Here is a 15,326-nt window from a genome sequence, read left to right as displayed (position 1 = left end):
CATGGCCCTACGTACTTCTGTGATAGTGAACGGCGTAAACAACCTAAGCGACGCAAGATACTGCGCTGGCATGGGTGTAGATATTATTGGCTTCAACCTCAAACTCGACGACCCGAAACATGTGCAGCCGCAAACGCTGAAGGAGATCATGGGCTGGGTGGCCGGTGTGCAGACCGCCGGGGAGTTCCTCCGCGCCAGGCCGGACGTGATAAACGAGCTGGCTGATGAGTTTAACCTGGACCTGATCCAACTGGACCTGCCCTACCTGATTGATGAGATAGAGGAAATCAACCGCCCGGTGATACAGAAGGTGGTTATCAATAAAGATACCGTGGAAAGCGAACTGCACGAGACAATGGAGCTTTACAGCCCCTACGTGCACTCCTTCATCATCTGCTCCGACGACTTTGACACGATTGACGAGACAAACACGCGTTTTCTGGCGTCGCTTGCCAAGAAGTTCAGGATCTACCTAGGATTTGGAGTAGACAAGTCCAACGTTCATCAGGTATTGAAAACCATCAAACCAACAGGCATCGTCCTTATCGGTGGCCACGAAATCAAGCCCGGCCTGAAAGACTACGACGAACTAGCCGAGATCTTCGAGGAAATAGAGGAAGCGTAGAAGGAGCTTGGGAGTTAGAGAGTTTAAGAATTAGAGAGTCAACTTACCACATCTTCTAATCTATAAAGCGAATCGGCCTGACGAAGTATAAACTCGTCAGGCCGATTCATTTTTTTTCAAAGTAGAGCCAACTATACTTTTGACTTAGCTGATTTATACTTTCAAGAGTATCAACCCTCTAACTCCCAAACTCTCTAATTCCCCAACTCCTAAACTCCTAAACTCTTAAACTCTCTAACTCACCTTGTACTGTAGGTATTTGATAGGAATGCCGTCAGCCAGGTAACGTCTCTCGTAGGTGGTGTAGATGCCCATGGTATGCTCCTGCAGGTCTGAGTTGTAGAGGTCTGAAGTATGAATCAGGTCCTTTACTTTGCGTTCCTGCAGCACCTCCAATGTATACTCGTACAGGCCCAGGTTATCGGTTTTAAGATGAATGATGCCGCCGGGCTTAATGATGCGCTCATACAGATCCAGGAAGCGGGGCGAGGTAAGGCGTTTCTTCTCGTCACGGTCGCGGGGACGCGGGTCCGGGAAGGTAATCCATACTTCGTCTACTTCATTCTCAGCAAAGTTGTCGGCTAAATTCTCAATGAACGTTCGCAGGAAGGTCACGTTTTCCAGCTCCTCCTCTTCAGCCAGGGTACTACCTTTCCAGAGGCGGGCACCTTTAATATCTAAGCCGATAAAATTTTTCTCCGGGAACAGGCGCGCCATCCCTACCGTATATTCCCCGCGGCCACAGCCAATCTCCAGCACAAGCGGATTATCATTCTCAAAATGCTGCTCACGCCACTTCCCAATCAGTTGTCCATAGCGCTCGTCACCTGGTTCTATAACATTCTCACGCTCAGCAATAGCGGCAAATTTTGCCAGTTTAGATCTTCCCATTCCTATAGTTCGTCAATTTCAGCGACCACAAAGGTACTACCTCCGATAAAAATAACCTCATCCGGAGCCGCATTTGCCTTTGCTGCCGCAATGGCCTCGGCCACTGTCTGGTAAGCCTCCCCTATTAAACCCACTGTTTCAGCCTGTTGCACCAGTTCCTGCACTGGCAAGGCGCGTGGGATGTTAGCCTGGCAAAAGTAGTATTTATACTTTGCCGGCAGCATTTGCAGGATTTTCGTCACATCTTTATCGTTCACGGCCCCGAAAACCAGGTGCACCTGCTTTGAATGCAGCTGCTCCAGCCCCAGCAGTATCTGCCGGATACCGTCTTCGTTGTGTCCTGTGTCGCAGATCGTGAGCGGGGATTGCTGCAGCACCTGCCAGCGCCCTTTCAGGCCGGTTATACTTTTGGCATGGGCTAAGCCCTTGCGTATGGCAGCCTCCGGTATAGTATAGCCTTTCTGCTCTTGCAGCACCTCCAGCACCTGTAGCACCCCTGGCAAGTTATACTTCTGATAACCTCCGGCCAGGTCCAGCTCCAGGTTTTGCAAGTATAAATCACCCTCGCGGAACACCTGAAACATCTGCCGCTGCAGCGTGTTTTCCGTAACTTCCAAAGTATACTGGTCCTGGGCAAAGTATAAAAGAGCTCCCACCTCAGCGGCTTTGGCTATAAACACCTCCTCCGCCTCCGGCTGCCGGATGCTTACAACAGCAGGCACCTGGGGTTTGATGATGCCGGCCTTCTCTGCGGCAATGGCCCCAATAGTATCGCCCAGCATACTCTGGTGGTCGAAACTAATGTTGGTGATAAGCGATACTTCCGGTGTGATGATATTGGTGGAGTCCAGACGGCCGCCTAAGCCCACCTCTATTACGGCCACGTCCACCTGCTCCTCGGCAAAGTATTTAAATGCCAGGGCCACCGTCATCTCAAAAAACGAAGGCTTTATACTTTCGAAAAGCGGTTTATACTGCTCAACAAAACTTATAAGGTAGCTCTGTGGAAGCTCCTGCCCGTCGACGCGTACGCGTTCGGTAAAGGATTTCAGATGCGGCGAAGTATAAAGTCCGGTTTTGTAGCCGGCCTCCTGCAGCACCGCAGCCAGCATGTGCGAACTGCTGCCCTTGCCGTTGGTACCGGCTACATGAATGCTTTTGAACTGGTGCTGCGGCTGTCCCATCGCCTCGCATAGGGCAACAATGTTGTCGAGGCTCTTCTTAAAAGCAGCATTGCCGATGCGTTGGTACATCGGCAATTGCTGGTATAGATAATCAAGACACTCTTGATAGGTCATCAATAAGAAAGTATAAAATTAGCGCGCTGTAATGCGGAATGTTACGATACCGGTTGCTCCTGATGTGGCCATACCTGAGCCGGTTCGGCTAAAGGTGGTCTTGTATAGCTGATCCCGGTACCATCGCTCTACCTGAGGCGAAACGGTGCTTTCAACACGCTCCACATTTATCAGGTTACCGTCTGCGTCAATTTTGATTCTGAAACGAATAATACCGGTTTCGTTGCTGTATGGGTCGCGCTTGGGCTCGATGTCGTAGCGCCAGCCAGGCATATCCAGGGATCCACCTGCTCCGCCTCCGGCCTTGCCGTAAAGCGCCTTCGCATTCACATCGCCGTCCGGACTACCCTTGTCGCCCACTTTTCCGGTGTCATCACCGTTGTTGTTGCCGGTGGCAGCATCGGAAGTACCACTTTTACCAGTGCCAGTGCTTGTAGTTGGCTGACCCGGGTAAAGGGAACGTGGCTTTTCTGGTTCTTTCTTGGGCTCCTCCTTCGGCTGCTCCGGCTTCGGATCCGGCTTTTTCACTTCTTCCTTTTTAGGCTGCGGCTTCGGAACTGGCTTCGCCTCTTCCTTCACAGCAACCGGCTCAGGTGCCGTGGTGGTTACTACCTTCGGGGTTTCTACGGGTGCTGCCGGAGGTGTAGGCTTCGATACAGGCTCCGGTTGTGGCTCTGGTTCCGGTTCAGGCTGCGTTGGGGCAGGCTTGCTGTCCTCTACATTCTTCGACTCATTTGGAGTAGCCTTGGTCTGTATGTCGCCGCTGCCCACTGCATCCGTACCGAAGTTCAGCTCAATGCCATGCTCCGGGGCGGGTGGGTCTGGCGCACGCCAGGCCAACATGTATATCAGAAAAAGCAGGATAAGCACATGCACCCCGATGCTGACACCGGCTGCAATGCGCTTATTCTTTTCTTCTTCCTTCGAAAGGGCAATTGACATAGTCTGGTTCCTTATTCGTTTGGCACAGTGGCCAGCGTTACACTTGCATTAAGGTTTTTGGCGATACCAGCCACCCTTGCCAGGTGCTCCACCGGTACGCTCTTGTCTACGTGCAACACCACAGCTCCCTGCTCTGTTCCTGCGTCGCGCAACAAGGCAGTCAGCTGGGGCTCTACCTCTTCCGGCGAAATCTCTTTGTCGTTCAGGTAGTATCTCAGGTCCTCAGAGATGGTAATGCTGATTTTCTGCATCACAATATCGGAGGTCTTGCTGCTTGGCAAGCTAACCGGCAAGCCCGAAGGTGTCACGAAGTTAGATGTCAGCATGAAAAAAATCAGCAACAGGAAGATGATGTCGGTCATAGACGACATGCTGAACTCTGCATTTATCCTGTTTTTAGAACGTATATTCATTCTTAAAGCTGTGGTTCTTGTAATAGATCAAGGAACTCGATAGAGGAGTATTCCATGGAGTGAACAATGCTGTCGATCTTAGACACCAGGTAGTTGTAACCCACATAGGCTGGCAGACCAATAATCAAGCCAGTTGCTGTTGTTACCATGGCCTCATAGATACCGCTGGAGAGCAGCTTTGGGCTCACAGAGCCTTCTGCCTGTGCGATAGCGATAAAGGCGCCAATCATACCTGTTACCGTACCCAAGAAGCCCAGCATCGGAGCAGCACCAGCTACTGTCGCCAAGGCAGCCAGGTTTTTCTCCAAAAGGCTGATTTCAATCTTACCCTGGTTTTCGATCGATGTCTCGATGTTTTTCAGCGGGTGTCCGATACGGGTAATTCCCTTGGAGATCATTCTGGAAACAGGGGTGTTGGTCTGGGCACACAGCATTTTTGCACCGTTGATGTCGCCGGCCAACACCATGCTTTTAATGCGGTCGTTAAAGCCCTCCGGGTTTTTGGCGGCCTTTTTAAGCGTCAGGTAACGCTCCACAAAAATGTAAATGCCTACCAGAGACAGGAGCGCGAGCGGGATCATGGCCCATCCGCCGTTCATTGCCAAATCCAATAGAGAAACGGATGTTTCTGCAGCAGCTTCAGTCCCCTCTGCCAGTGCTACTGTAGTGTCGGCATCTGCCGTGGTCGTGATTTGTAATAAGAGTGATGTCATGTTAATTGTTAAGTACCCAAAGTGTTTCTCCGAATTGTTTTCTGTAAGTATTTAGTGCATTCTGCGCCTCATCTGCCGTGTCAAAGTCAGCCAGCGACACGCGGAAAAGCCTGCTGCCAGGCTGAGGTAAAAGTATAAACACTTCCTTGTGTCCTTGCTCCAGCAGTGCGCTTCTGTATTGCTCTGCATTCTCCAGACGGGCGTAGCCCCCGGAGATGATATAAGAACGTCCGTCTGTCGTATAAATTATATGCGCCGGAGCCGCCTCTTCTACCTCCGCTGCTGGTGCTGGCTCTTCAACAACTACATCACCAGGCTCAGCTACAGCAGATTCCGGCTCATTGCTTAAAGTCATACCTTCAGCGTCAGCGGAAGCAGTCTCAGGCGATTCCTGCGTCGATTGTTCGGCTTCTACACCGGCCATTTCGGCAGCAAAGAATTCCTGTTCATCGATCTCACGAGCCGTGTGTTCCGTCGATTTTAAGAAGAAAACCGGATTGAGGCTGCTCAGATTATAGTCGGCCTGCAGCGAGAGGAAATATACGGCAGAAGCACACAGCCCCACCAGTGCCAGCCCCGCTGCAACATTATAAGCCCGCTTAATGCGTCTGCGTAACGGTTGTTTCTCCTCTTCAAGTTCCTTTTGGCGCTCTTTAATTAAGGTGCGAAGCACGGCAGGCTCTTCTGACTTTCTAACAGGCCTGGCAGAGATCTCGGGCAAACCAAAGCTGTCCTCAAGCATGTTATCAGTCTCCGTGTGCTCAAATACCAGCCGGCGCTCAGGGTTATACCGGAAGATGCCGATATCGCTGAGCTCAAACCTGTTTTGGGCTTGCAGGTTATTTTTGGCCTGATGCACAAAAGCAGCCACACGCTGCTGCGCCTCCTCCTTGGAGATCCGGTTGTGGTGCGCAATGGTGCTGATGAGCAGGCCATCGTTGAGCACAAGCTTCTCGTTGAAAGCTATTTTTTTAGAAGGCGGTGAGAGCGTGTGCTTTGTCGAATTGATTCGGGCAGGCACGTACCGGGTAATCAGTCCGCCAAAATCCGGAATGATGACGCAGTCGTGCTCATAGAGCAGTGACTTGATGTGCTTCTCAACCATACGCTATGTTTAGAATGAGTAAGTTATGCCTCCTATCAGGTTTATACTTTTGTTCGGGTAATTTACAAAGCGCTCATACTTTTTCCCAAACAAATTGTTGGCCATCAGGAACACCGTGAAGTTATTGGTGAATCTGTAGTCACCCTTCAGGTTCAGGTCCACGATAGAGTCCGATTTTCTCAACTCAGTGGTCCCGTCTGCACGGGTGATACGGCCAAACGAATCACCAATATAATAAAGTTCTGTATTAAAGAGAATCTTGTCGTAGAAGTTGTAGGTGCCGTAAACGCTCGTTATCAGCTCCGGACGGTGGAAGGGTTGCTCCAGGCTGGCTGTGTTATAGCTATTATAATCAGCTTTTAATCCAAGCCTCACCTCATCCGAATAATTGAAAGAAGCCTCTGCAAAAATATTCAAAACATTTGTCACGCCGTCGTCATACACCAGCTCAAACTTAGACGGGTCTACCGCAGAGTTGTTGTAGAAGTATAGGTTGCGGAAGTTTTGGTAGGCTACGCGGCCGTTAATGTGCACATAATTGGCAATATTGGCCTGCAAACCACCGTAAATCTCCAGTCCTTTGTTCACGTCGGCTACCTGCACGTTCGGAGCCAGGAACGGGTTCTCCTGCGTCAGGTCATATAAAGTGGTTCTTTCAAGGTCGCCGCCTATCCCCGCGTATAACAACAAGTTACCCTTTATCGGCTCTAAGCCAACACGCACCATTGGGTACACATTAAACTGGCGGGCATCGTTCACCTCATCGCCGGTGTAGGCTACCTTGGCGCCAATGGTCAGGCGCACCACATCAAACTGACGCTCATAGGCCGCGTTGAGCTTAAATAGGCCACGGCTCACGTCTGTTGAATCCTTGTGCGAGAGCAGGGACAGGTCTGCATCCACCTTAAAGGCCGATACATCGTCGATGCCATACTCGCTTCTGAAGTCAACGGCAAAATTGCTCTCGCTCATGTCATACCTGTCGTTGATGTAGCGGAAGCGGGCGTTGGTTCTGTAAAGGAAAGGAGCGTTGGAATTCTGGTTGTGGAAGAAGCCCTGTGCGTGGATGCGGTTAAACACCTGCTTGATGGTATCTTTGTCCACCTCCACACCTTCCACTGGCTCGTAGCCGTAGAAGTGGCGCTTTTCGCGGCCATACTTCAAATCGCCGCCAATGGTAAGCCCCTGCAGGTAGCGCTCGCCGTGCAGACTGATATCTGACTGGCTGGCAGCAGAGTTAGACTTATCCACCGGACCTTTTGCTGAAGCTACATGGCTGAAATTTGCCCCGATGCTGGCATCCTTGCTGCGTTTGTTGTGGAAGTAGCCCTTCAGGTAAAGGGTGCCGTAATTCCCAATACCGGCCTTCAGGTAGTTGCCATACAGCTTGTTGAGCTCATCCTGTTTAATGGTCAGCACCTTCATCTGCAGATCCACATTCTGGTCCGGCAGGCGGTAATCAGAAAAGCGGTAACGAACATTGCGCTCGCCTACCTGTGGCGGGTTAATGCGGAACTTCTCGTAATTACGGGCAGCCTGGGGCAGTTCAATCACGCGGTCCTTCTCCACAACCACTTCGGCGTCCTGAAGCTTGCCTCCCTCCGACCATCCTTGCTGGGTCTGCGCCTGCGCTGTATTCAGATAGCTGTACCCTACGCTCAGCACAATGGCAAGTGATGCTAATCTCAATTTATTTCTCATGGTGATCTTTCTCTTCTAAATAAAACGCTGCTTAGTTCTGCCAACCGGTCGTGTCTACTGGTTCGCTGCTCGTATCTACCGGCTCCAGGATAATAGTGTCCTTTTTATTTTGCTGCAGATTCTGCGGCTGCACACCCTGGCTGCCGTTGCCTTCGAGCTTGGCCAGCTTCTGCTTCGCCTCCGCCACAATTTCCTGATTTGGCGCATTCTCAATGATAGAGTTGAGCGTGGCACGTGCCTGGAACATCTCCTTCTGAACCGTGTAAATGTCGGCAATCAGCAGGAAGGTCTTGCCCAGCCAGTAGTCGTAGTTGCCAAATTTATTGCTGAACTCAAAGGCATGATCCAGTGCTGGCTGATACTGCTTCTGCTTGTACATGGTCTCAGAGATGAGGTAATGTGCCTCCGCGCCGTGTATGTCAGTAGCTGAAGCGGTGGTTTCGCGCAGCTCTGTGAGGGCCTGGCTCATGTTGCCCTGTGCCAACGTGGCTTTCGCCCGGTGCAGCAACGCCGAGTTGTAAGCGTTCAGTGAGGCATTGCCCTGGCTGATCAGCTCACCGGCCACACGCTTGGTTGCGGCAAAGTCCTTCGTATTGTAGTAGCTCTGCATCAGGCCAAGAAGAGCGGTCTGCTGCTCGCGGCGGTTGGTGGCTACATCGCGCAGGCGGCTATAGTATTTGATAGCCTCCGGATAGTTGCCTACCTCAAACTCCATGTCAGCCACGCGCTGGATGGCGCGGTTCGTGAACTCGGAGCGGTTCTCCTGTACCACCTGCTTCATCACCTTCACACCCTCCTGCTTTCTCTCGCTGCGCAGGTAGGAATCGGCCAGGTAATAACGTGCGTCCGGTATAAAGCTGCTCTTCGGATACGTGTTGATGTAGTTCTCTAATTTGGCGGCTGCCTCCTTGTAGTTTTGGTTGAAGTATAACGTCTTAGCAGCCTCAAACTCTATACTTTCCAGCGCATTGCTTTCTGGGTTAGCAGACTTGTAGCGCTCCACATACTTGTCGAACTCGCTGCTGCGGTTCTCCTGCCCCAGCACCTCCTGCAAACTATAAAGCGCACCGCTGGCTACCCTCGAATCCGGGAACTCGTCGAGTACACGTTGCTGGTCGGCAATGGCCAGGTCGTTGCGGCGCAGGTTAGAGTAGGCAAGGCCACGCTTCTGCAGGGCGTTTGGTACCAGTCTGCTGTCCGGCATCTCGTTTATCACTCTTGAAAAGCCCTGCACTGCTGCCTGGTAGTTGCCTGACTCAAAGTCGATGATGGCGTACTGGTACATGGCATCGTCGCGGTAGCGTGAAGTCTTGTAGGAGTTCATCAGCTCCAGCAACGCGTCCTTGGCACGCCCGCTCTGATTCTGGATGCTGAGCACTACGCCTTTCTGGAAGAGGGCATAGTCACGGTCAGGGGAGCTGCTGGAAATAACACGCTCGTACAGGCGCAGCGCCTCGTTGTAATTCTTGTTTACATAGTAGGTGTCCGCCAGGCGCACCGTCGCATCGTTGTAGTTCGGGTTACTTGGCTGCACATTGTCCAGGAAGGCCTTAAAGTGGGTTAGGGCCTTGTCATACTCCTTCGTGTTAAAGTAAGCATAGCCTATACCGTAGCGGGATTTGATGTAGTAATCCTCTTTAGCGTTAGGGGCTGTGCGGAATACGGCAGCGTAGCTGTTGATAGCATCGTTGTAGCGCTGCCCAATGGAATAGGCTTCACCCTTCACGAAATGGCTGGCCGCTGTCACCTCCTTGTCATAAGGATACTGGAGCGACTTATCGAGCATGGCCACCGCCTGCGGGAATTTGCTGTCGTTAAACAAGTTAACGCCGTGATAGTACGTTACCCGCTGGTAGGTCTGCAGTATGCGCCAGCTTTTCTTGTCCATTGCCTCGATGTGGCGGATGGCGGCGGCATAGTCGTTAGAGCCAAAGTATGATTCGCTTAGCAGGCGGTCGGCCTCCTCTGCCTCTTCTGACTTAGGATACTTGGCAGAGAAATCAGAAAGTGAGTTGATTACCTCACGGAAATTACCCAGGTCGAAGTTTACCTGTGCATACTTGAGGGTAGCTGCCTCCGTAACTGCTTTATCCTGGTCGTTTTTACGGGCCTGGTCAAAAGCGGTAAGGGCAAACTGTTTGTTGTTATCACGCAGGTAGCTCAGGCCCAGGTAGTAGGCTGCATTCTGCCCCAGCGAGTCTTTCTTAAGCGCCACTGTTTTGAAGTTAGCAATGGCGTTTTTGTAGTTATTGTTCTTATAGTCGGTATAGGCAATTTTATACTGTACCACCGGATCCAGAGAGCGCTTGCCCTTGGCATACTCGCTGAAGTATTTCTCCGCTGTTTTATACTCGGCGCGCTGGTAGTAAGCATCCCCCACGAGCAGAGCTATCTCATCGCGCTGCTGCACTTCCGGCTTCTGGGCCAGTGCTGCCTCGCCATAGCGTATCACCTCGTACACATCGTTCTCCTTGTAGAGGATCTCGGTGATCATGTAAGGCACGATACGGGCATAGGCCTCGTTCTTCTCGGCAATCTTCAAATCTTCCTTGGCCGCGGCATAGTCGCCTTTGCGGTACGAGATATAGCCGGCATAGTAGTTAGAGGCAAAGGCAAAACGATGCTCGTCCTCCCGGAAACCGGTTGTCTTGTTCTTGTCGAACCAGATCTTGGCGTTGTCGAAGTCCTTGGTAGCGAAGTAGGAATAACCCAGCTTAAACTCCAGCTCTTTGGTCTGCTTGATGCTGAGCAGGTGCAGCGGCGCATCTTTCAGCAGTTCCACAGCCTGCTTGTAATTTTTCTGCTCGAAGTAATACAAGCCCAGCTCGTAGTTAGCCAGCGCTGTTTTCGGGTGAGTCGGGTACTTGCGCACAAAATTTAGCACCAGCTGCTCAGCGTCCGGGTGCAACAGGTACAGACCGCTCAGGGCGTAGTAATACTGCGCATCAGCTGTTTTGGCATCATCCCCAATCAGCTCGATATACTTTTTAAACGCCTCCTGTGCCGCGCCATACTTGGCCCTGTCAAAAAGTTCTACGCCTTCATGAAAGAACCGCTCCTCGGAGGTGAAGGCCTGCGTGTGCTGCGCCACCACCACATGGGAACCGCCAGCCAGTACCGATGCAAGTGCTATTTTGTAACCTATCTTCATTTTTGCTCATTCGCCCCAAAGGGCAGCTCGTTAATGTCTGATTGAAAAGAAAGTATAAAAAAGCGATGGGTTGCCGCCGCTCATACTACCTCACTCAAAGTTAGTAATTTTTAGAAAGCCACAACGGCCTTTGTATTTTTTAAAAGTATAACCGCTCAGGATTAGCCAGATCTCTATAACAATGGCCAGTATAAGCCTTTTATTGTATCTGTGGAAAAATAACCCTTAGGAGGCCATCGCCCGCGGTACCGGGTGCAGGATCTTGAAAACCAGCTCGCGCAGGATATCGGCCTCACTCACATCGCCCCCGGTTATACCTTTCACCTGCAGGTCGGCCACCCGGATGAAGTGGATGATATCTACGCAGCGTGGCAGGGGGTATACCCGCATGGCCTGCATGTAATCCTTCACCTTCCAGGCCTGGTTGCCCAGGCTTTTCTTCAGCCCTCCCTCCGACTTGTCGGCCTGAGCATGCAGCACCAGAATTTTGGTGAAGAAGGTAAACAGCATCGTCAGGTTCGGGATGAGCGGGTTGTTCTTCGGGTTCGCCTCAAAATAATGGATGATGCGGTTAGCCTTCAGCGGGTCGCGCGCGATGAGGGCCGCCTGCAGCTCGAAGATGTTGTATTCCTTGCTGATACCTACGTTCTCCTGCACCAATCCTTCATCCACGGTGGCGCCCGGCCTGAGGTTTATCAGCAGCTTGTCGATTTCATTTGCCAGCCTGGACAGGTCAGAGCCGATATACTCGGCAAGGAGCTGCACGGCCTGCTGCGTGGCCTTCATGCCCTTGCTCCGGAGGTAGCTGTTGATCCAGGCGGGTACCTGGTTTTCGTAGAGCTTTTTGGTGGTAAGCAGCACGGCGTGCTTCTGCACCGCCTTTGCCAGCGACTTGCGCCCGTCCAGCGACTTGTGCTTGTAACAGAAGACAAGTATGGTAGAGGGCAGCGGGTTTTGCAGGTAAGCCTCTAGCTGCCTCATCCCTTCCTCTTTCTCAATATCCACGATACTTTGGGCTTCCTTCACTATTACCACCGAGCGGTCCGACATCATCGGGAAGCGCTTGGCCTGCAACAGCACCTGCGACACATCCACGTCTTTGCCGTAAAGCACCACCTGGTTAAAGCCTTTCTCGTGCTCCTGCAAGGCATGCGCCTCAATGTAACCGGCAATGGTATCGATGTAATACGCCTCTTCGCCCTGCAGAAAGTATACAGGGGCAAACTGCCGTTGCTTGAGCTGCTCTAAAATGCCTTCGGGTGTATGGGACATGGTAATGTAAGTATAGCGGGTAAACAGGCAATTTATACTTGCAGGGCCGCTTCTACAAATTTAAGGCCTCTGTCTTAAACATAAAGTATAAACCTGTACTTATGGTAGCAGAAAAGCAGAACTCAATTGCCTTCAGGGGTGTTTTATACCACACAGCCGGGAAAACCGTTTTTAAGGTACAGCCATTGGCTGGTTTAGTTTATACTTCCATGAGTTTCTTTAATAAAAATGGCCGCAAGGCGCATCGCAGCACCAGGTTTGTGAAGCAAGTCGCCCTTTGGGGGCTCATCCTCCTGCTGCTGGTTAGCATGATGTCCGCCATCTTGCCGGCGGATACTGGTATTACCCCTATTGTGCTGAAGACAGAAGCGCTCGGGTTTACGCCAAAGGAGTTTTTTGTGGCCCAAGTGGTGGATGAGCGCCCGAACAAGGCTGCCGTAGCCCATATCATACCTGCTCCCGTCCCAGGCAAGGCCATGGCAACCGCCGCTGTGCCCGTAGACCTGCAAGGGGGAGGCCTTCAGGCCGTGCAGCAGTTCATAGGCAAAGGCATTCCGGCAAATAAAAAGCTGCGCCCCATCATCATTACCCTGAAGGAGTTTGAGCTAAAGGAATCGCCAGCAGCAGGTGGCCGTGTGCAGGGGCAGGCGGTAACGGCCATGAAGTTCGAAATGCAGGGAAACGGCGAAATTATCCCCTTAACAGAGTATAAAGGAGGCGTTCGCTACAACAGGCCGGCCGGCCAGGAGGAGGCGATAGAACCTGCCCTTCGCCAATCACTGACGGGAGCGCTGGCATACTTTAACAAGTGGATGGAAGAGAATGCCAGCTCTAACCCACGGCTGGCCAAAAGTATAAAAGTCATTTTTTCGGATTACGCGGCCAGCGCTCCCTCCGACACTGTCTTTTACTCCCCCAGCCGCCCGCTTAATTGGGGCGACTTTACCGGCAGCCCCTCTAAGCCAAGCAAATTTGCAGCCGCCGTTTTCCCCAGCTTCGCTTACGAAGGCCGCAGCGAGGTAGTAAACGGGGAGCTGCAGCTATACCTCGACATGAAAGTATACGTGCTGCAAAGCTCCTCCTGGGTAAAGCCCGACGCGCGCAACGCCTACAGCCTGAACCACGAGCAAAGGCACTTTGACTTGGTAAAATTGGTGGCCGAGCGCTTTAAGAAAAAAATTACGCCGGAGATACTATCTGTGGTGGACTACAACAGCATCATCCAATACCACTTTATTGAGTCGTACCGGGAGATGAACCAGCTGCAGGACCAGTACGACGCTGAAACCCGCCACGGGCTCGACCAGGCGGCTCAGGAACGGTGGAACAAGAAGATTGCCCAGGAGTTAGGTAGCCTGTAGCTCGTATCACGCGCTGCCCTGCCGAAGGTTCTTCCGCGCCTCAAGGAAAGTATGGGTAAAGTGCCGCACGAATTCCTTGGTGTATTTCCCCGAATTGTCTAGATCCGGGTCCAATATGGTAATCTCTACTCCCGCTGCTTTCGGGCTGGATAAGAGCATGGTTACTAGTTGGTTGAACTCGTCATAACCTAGACCTCCGGGCGTTCTGCTATCCACGGCAGGCATGAGCTCGTCGTCCAACACATCTACGTCAATATGCAGCCAGAATCCATCCAGGTTTTCCCTTTCAACCATTTCAAGAAAGGAATTCACGCAGCGGCTGATTCCTTCTTTCCGGAGCATGGTCAAGCTCACATACTTTGCCTCAGCGTCAATGATGGAGCGCTCATACTCCGCATCATACTCCCGGTTGCCAACGCACCACACATACTTTTCCTGTATATAAGGCCTCTGCCCGTTGATGTTGACCAGTTTCTCGTGCCCTACTCCGGCGGCGACTGCCGCAGCCATGCCTCCCAAACCTCCTGTCTCAGAAAGTTCAGGCCCCATAAAATCAGTATGGCCATCCAAGTAAAACAAGGCATAGTTACCGCGGCTTTTCAAGGCCAGGGCGGCCCCTAGCAGTATACTGCAGTCACCACCAAGTATAAGGGCGAAATTCCCTTCTGATAAAACACGCGTCAGCACGGAGGCTTGCTCTTTCGCATACTGAATAAGCGCATCTGCATTCAGTACTTTGGATTCCTCGTCACGCTCCATGCGATAGGGCGGCGCTTCAAGCGACACGACCTCTGCCGGGTCTATCAATTGGTGAAAGCCGTGCCGCCGCAACCAAGTTGGCAACTTCCTAACACCGGGCTCCTGCCCCGGAATTGGCTCCCGCAGGCCCAGGTTGGAGGGAAATTCAAGTATGACAATGTTTTCCATAGCTATTGGTGTAGTTCACGGTAGTATAATTTATACTTCAGCTTTCAGGGGTGAACAGAGAGCATACAGGTAAGTGGAGGTTAGTACTTATTCCCTATGCCCCCCTCTTACCATACCTTATGCGCTCCCTTCGGTTTTAAAGTACTTCCTGCGTTGATGAGCTTATACTCAAATAATTTACTCTAACGGTGCTTGTATATAAGGCTGCGAACGAGGTGTAACAGAGTGGTGCCTGTGCCGTGTTGGTTTGAGCTTTTCTAATTTTTTTCTCAATTGTCATAGGAACAGTGTAAGTTATAAACCTGCTGGCTGAACTATATTATGTGCTTTTGTTATTTCTTTTCAAACTTTTATTTGCTGAAAATCCAGTCACCATTTTTGAATAATCCAGCTATCAATAGTAAAACAAAGCTTGAAGTATAGTAGAGAGCAATTACCAGTATAGGGTGTAGGCCGGTTCCCTGCCTGATTTCCATTTTATGATAATGTTCAATTATTCTTTCATACCTATTGCCTTGGAGATAATAAAACAGAACAATTAACACCAAAGCTAATGAAAAGAGATACTTATACTTTTCATCTAAATTGATTTCCATTAGTCCAAGCCCTTCTAAAGTGAGCATAACAGTAAAGAGGTTGAACATTAGGCATAGCACTAAAAATACTATACCACCTAATACTGGCATATCATCGAAGTTCCTTGACTTGATTGCCAGTTGGTAAGACTTATAGAATAGGTAGTTGTATATTCTCATTTATTAATCCCAATTGCACATAACGGAGTTAGTGCAGCCGATGAGCGAGGCAAAGCCGAGCATAAAGGCTGAACTTTGTTGCACTAAACCTTTGGTAAAGGGTTTTAAAAAGCAGCGGATAAGAGCTACCTTTTAATTCACACTTAACTCTTACATAAGATGAAAAAAAAGA

13 protein-coding genes are annotated in these 15,326 nt (G+C 51.0%); 2 read left to right on the top strand and 11 right to left on the bottom strand.

Annotated features, from left to right (window positions below; translation table 11 throughout):
• Position 1: 1 nt before the first annotated feature.
• Positions 2 to 625 (top strand): phosphoribosylanthranilate isomerase, encoded by a 624-nt coding sequence (gene trpF / locus BM040_RS00065; protein ID WP_092097827.1) that lies wholly within the window; start codon positions 2 to 4, stop codon positions 623 to 625.
• 234 nt (positions 626 to 859) lie between these two features.
• On the opposite strand, the gene trmB is transcribed toward trpF, so the two are convergent.
• The 9 genes from trmB to holA all read right to left on the bottom strand — a co-directional run bounded on the left by trmB (position 860) and on the right by holA (position 12,111).
• On the bottom strand, positions 860 to 1,516 hold the full coding sequence (gene trmB, locus BM040_RS00060) for a tRNA (guanosine(46)-N7)-methyltransferase TrmB (protein WP_092097826.1): 657 nt from the start codon (positions 1,514 to 1,516) through the stop codon (positions 860 to 862).
• A 2-nt stretch (positions 1,517 to 1,518) separates the two neighbouring features.
• Positions 1,519 to 2,814: a bifunctional folylpolyglutamate synthase/dihydrofolate synthase gene (locus tag BM040_RS00055; RefSeq protein WP_092097824.1), complete on the bottom strand. Its 1,296-nt coding sequence runs from the start codon at positions 2,812 to 2,814 to the stop codon at positions 1,519 to 1,521.
• Between the two features lie 18 nt (positions 2,815 to 2,832).
• A complete protein-coding gene (locus tag BM040_RS00050) occupies positions 2,833 to 3,756 on the bottom strand; it encodes a hypothetical protein (protein WP_092097822.1) in 924 nt (307 codons plus the stop codon).
• Positions 3,757 to 3,767: 11 nt separating this feature from the next.
• Entirely contained in the window at positions 3,768 to 4,169 is a 402-nt protein-coding gene (locus BM040_RS00045) for an ExbD/TolR family protein (RefSeq protein WP_092097820.1), read from the bottom strand.
• Positions 4,170 to 4,171: 2 nt separating this feature from the next.
• Positions 4,172 to 4,882 (bottom strand): MotA/TolQ/ExbB proton channel family protein, encoded by a 711-nt coding sequence (locus BM040_RS00040; protein ID WP_175490931.1) that lies wholly within the window; start codon positions 4,880 to 4,882, stop codon positions 4,172 to 4,174.
• Position 4,883: 1 nt separating this feature from the next.
• Positions 4,884 to 5,987, bottom strand: a complete 1,104-nt coding sequence (locus tag BM040_RS00035) for an HU domain-containing protein (protein ID WP_092097817.1) — start codon at positions 5,985 to 5,987, stop codon at positions 4,884 to 4,886.
• A gap of 9 nt (positions 5,988 to 5,996) precedes the next feature.
• Positions 5,997 to 7,688 carry a TonB-dependent receptor gene (locus BM040_RS00030; RefSeq protein WP_092097816.1) on the bottom strand — a complete coding sequence of 564 codons (1,692 nt, stop codon included), beginning with the start codon at positions 7,686 to 7,688 and terminating at the stop codon, positions 5,997 to 5,999.
• A gap of 31 nt (positions 7,689 to 7,719) precedes the next feature.
• The gene (locus BM040_RS00025) at positions 7,720 to 10,839 is read right to left on the bottom strand and encodes a tetratricopeptide repeat protein (RefSeq protein ID WP_092097814.1); all 3,120 of its coding nucleotides are present in this window, start codon (positions 10,837 to 10,839) and stop codon (positions 7,720 to 7,722) included.
• Positions 10,840 to 11,064: 225 nt separating this feature from the next.
• Positions 11,065 to 12,111 carry a DNA polymerase III subunit delta gene (holA, locus tag BM040_RS00020; protein ID WP_092097813.1) on the bottom strand — a complete coding sequence of 349 codons (1,047 nt, stop codon included), beginning with the start codon at positions 12,109 to 12,111 and terminating at the stop codon, positions 11,065 to 11,067.
• Positions 12,112 to 12,212: 101 nt separating this feature from the next.
• Between holA and BM040_RS00015 the strand changes: the two genes are divergently transcribed.
• Complete coding sequence (locus tag BM040_RS00015; protein WP_139217730.1) at positions 12,213 to 13,472, top strand: hypothetical protein; 1,260 nt, start codon at positions 12,213 to 12,215, stop codon at positions 13,470 to 13,472.
• 6 nt (positions 13,473 to 13,478) lie between these two features.
• Here BM040_RS00015 and BM040_RS00010 read toward each other — a convergent pair whose 3' ends face one another.
• Positions 13,479 to 14,399 (bottom strand): arginase family protein, encoded by a 921-nt coding sequence (locus tag BM040_RS00010; RefSeq protein WP_092097810.1) that lies wholly within the window; start codon positions 14,397 to 14,399, stop codon positions 13,479 to 13,481.
• Positions 14,400 to 14,749: 350 nt separating this feature from the next.
• Positions 14,750 to 15,022 carry a hypothetical protein gene (locus tag BM040_RS00005; RefSeq protein WP_139217729.1) on the bottom strand — a complete coding sequence of 91 codons (273 nt, stop codon included), beginning with the start codon at positions 15,020 to 15,022 and terminating at the stop codon, positions 14,750 to 14,752.
• Positions 15,023 to 15,326 lie beyond the last annotated feature (304 nt).

The sequence above is a fragment of the Pontibacter chinhatensis genome, assembly GCF_900113285.1.
GTDB classification, from domain to species: Bacteria; Bacteroidota; Bacteroidia; order Cytophagales; family Hymenobacteraceae; genus Pontibacter; species Pontibacter chinhatensis.
This window is presented reverse-complemented; position numbering and strand designations above follow the sequence as displayed.

Bases quoted from the DNA above. Each gene is read 5' to 3' on its own strand.
- trpF (WP_092097827.1), top strand. From the start codon at position 2: ATGGCCCTACGTACTTCTGTGATAGTGAACGGCGTAAACAACCTAAGC.
- trmB (WP_092097826.1), bottom strand. From the start codon at position 1,516: ATGGGAAGATCTAAACTGGCAAAATTTGCCGCTATTGCTGAGCGTGAG.
- BM040_RS00055 (WP_092097824.1), bottom strand. From the start codon at position 2,814: ATGACCTATCAAGAGTGTCTTGATTATCTATACCAGCAATTGCCGATG.
- BM040_RS00050 (WP_092097822.1), bottom strand. From the start codon at position 3,756: ATGTCAATTGCCCTTTCGAAGGAAGAAGAAAAGAATAAGCGCATTGCA.
- BM040_RS00045 (WP_092097820.1), bottom strand. From the start codon at position 4,169: ATGAATATACGTTCTAAAAACAGGATAAATGCAGAGTTCAGCATGTCG.
- BM040_RS00040 (WP_175490931.1), bottom strand. From the start codon at position 4,882: ATGACATCACTCTTATTACAAATCACGACCACGGCAGATGCCGACACT.
- BM040_RS00035 (WP_092097817.1), bottom strand. From the start codon at position 5,987: ATGGTTGAGAAGCACATCAAGTCACTGCTCTATGAGCACGACTGCGTC.
- BM040_RS00030 (WP_092097816.1), bottom strand. From the start codon at position 7,688: ATGAGAAATAAATTGAGATTAGCATCACTTGCCATTGTGCTGAGCGTA.
- BM040_RS00025 (WP_092097814.1), bottom strand. From the start codon at position 10,839: ATGAAGATAGGTTACAAAATAGCACTTGCATCGGTACTGGCTGGCGGT.
- holA (WP_092097813.1), bottom strand. From the start codon at position 12,111: ATGTCCCATACACCCGAAGGCATTTTAGAGCAGCTCAAGCAACGGCAG.
- BM040_RS00015 (WP_139217730.1), top strand. From the start codon at position 12,213: ATGGTAGCAGAAAAGCAGAACTCAATTGCCTTCAGGGGTGTTTTATAC.
- BM040_RS00010 (WP_092097810.1), bottom strand. From the start codon at position 14,399: ATGGAAAACATTGTCATACTTGAATTTCCCTCCAACCTGGGCCTGCGG.
- BM040_RS00005 (WP_139217729.1), bottom strand. From the start codon at position 15,022: ATGCTCACTTTAGAAGGGCTTGGACTAATGGAAATCAATTTAGATGAA.